Genomic DNA, 964 nt, shown 5'->3' on the forward strand with positions numbered 1-964 from the left:
ACCCGGACCCGGGCCTCAGCCCGGGTCCGGGTCCGGCTCCGGTCCCGGCTCCGCGTTCGGGCCCGCGCCCGCAGAGCCACGACTCCGAGCACCAGCACCGCCCCGCCCACCACCCGGTCGGGCACGGCCTCCCGTACCCCGTCCGGCAACGCCGCCACCGCTCCCAGCACCACCAAGAACGCGACGGCGCACGCGCCCACGGCGCGCAGCAACCTCTCCACGCGCTACCAACGCCCGTTCACCCCCACCCGACACGGGGCATTTGTCGCACACTCGCCGGATCCGCGAACTCACCCGGACCGGAACCCCCACCCCGTAGATTGCCTCTTCAGCAGCAAAGCGGAGGAAATTACCCAGGAGCGAACAAAGTGATCACCTACGGCCCCGAGGTCCTCGACCACGCCGACGACCTCCTCGACGCCTACGCGGACGTCTTCTCCGCCCCGCCGTGGAACGAAGATGCAGAAACCATTCACCAGTTCGCGGTCCGCCTCCGGTCCGACATCGACCGCCCCGGCTTCCGCGCCGTCCTCGCCCGTTCCGCCACCGGCCTCGACGGCTTCGCCACCGGCCGCCTCACCCCCGACCCCTTCCCCACCGACCGCGCCTACGGACACGTCACCGCCCAGCTCGGCCCGGACCGGGTCCGGCGCCTCCTCGTCGGCGCACTGGAGGTCGACGAACTCGCCGTACGGGCCCACGCCCGCGGCCACGGCACCGGCCGCGCCCTCCTCGCCGAACTCACCGCCGACGCCCCCGACGGCCGCGCCTGGCTCCTGACCGCCCGCAAGGCCACCGACACGGTCGCCACCTACCGCCGCCTCGGCTGGCACGAGGTCCCCCCGCTCCCCGGCACCGCCAACGCAGCCCTGGTCTTCCTCTCCCCGGACCACCCGGACCGCGAACACGACCAGAAACAAAATAGTCACTGAGTGTTACGATCACTCCCGCCCCGGGCATACCC

At 72.5% G+C, this 964-nt stretch carries 2 protein-coding genes; one reads left to right on the forward strand and one right to left on the reverse strand.

All coding sequences use genetic code 11. The annotated features are described in order from the left end of the window. Nucleotides 1–221: hypothetical protein (locus EF918_RS37845; RefSeq protein ID WP_221889803.1), on the reverse strand; the 221-nt coding region annotated here is incomplete at its 3' end. Nucleotides 222–368: 147 nt separating this feature from the next. On the opposite strand from EF918_RS37845, the gene EF918_RS36115 reads away from it, so the two are divergent. Continuing rightward, nucleotides 369–932, forward strand: coding sequence for a GNAT family N-acetyltransferase (locus tag EF918_RS36115; RefSeq protein ID WP_260611027.1), 564 nt, complete (start codon nt 369–371; stop codon nt 930–932). Nucleotides 933–964: the final 32 nt, after the last annotated feature.

It is taken from the genome of Streptomyces sp. WAC06614 (assembly GCF_003949795.1).
Taxonomy (GTDB): domain Bacteria; phylum Actinomycetota; class Actinomycetes; order Streptomycetales; family Streptomycetaceae; genus Streptomyces.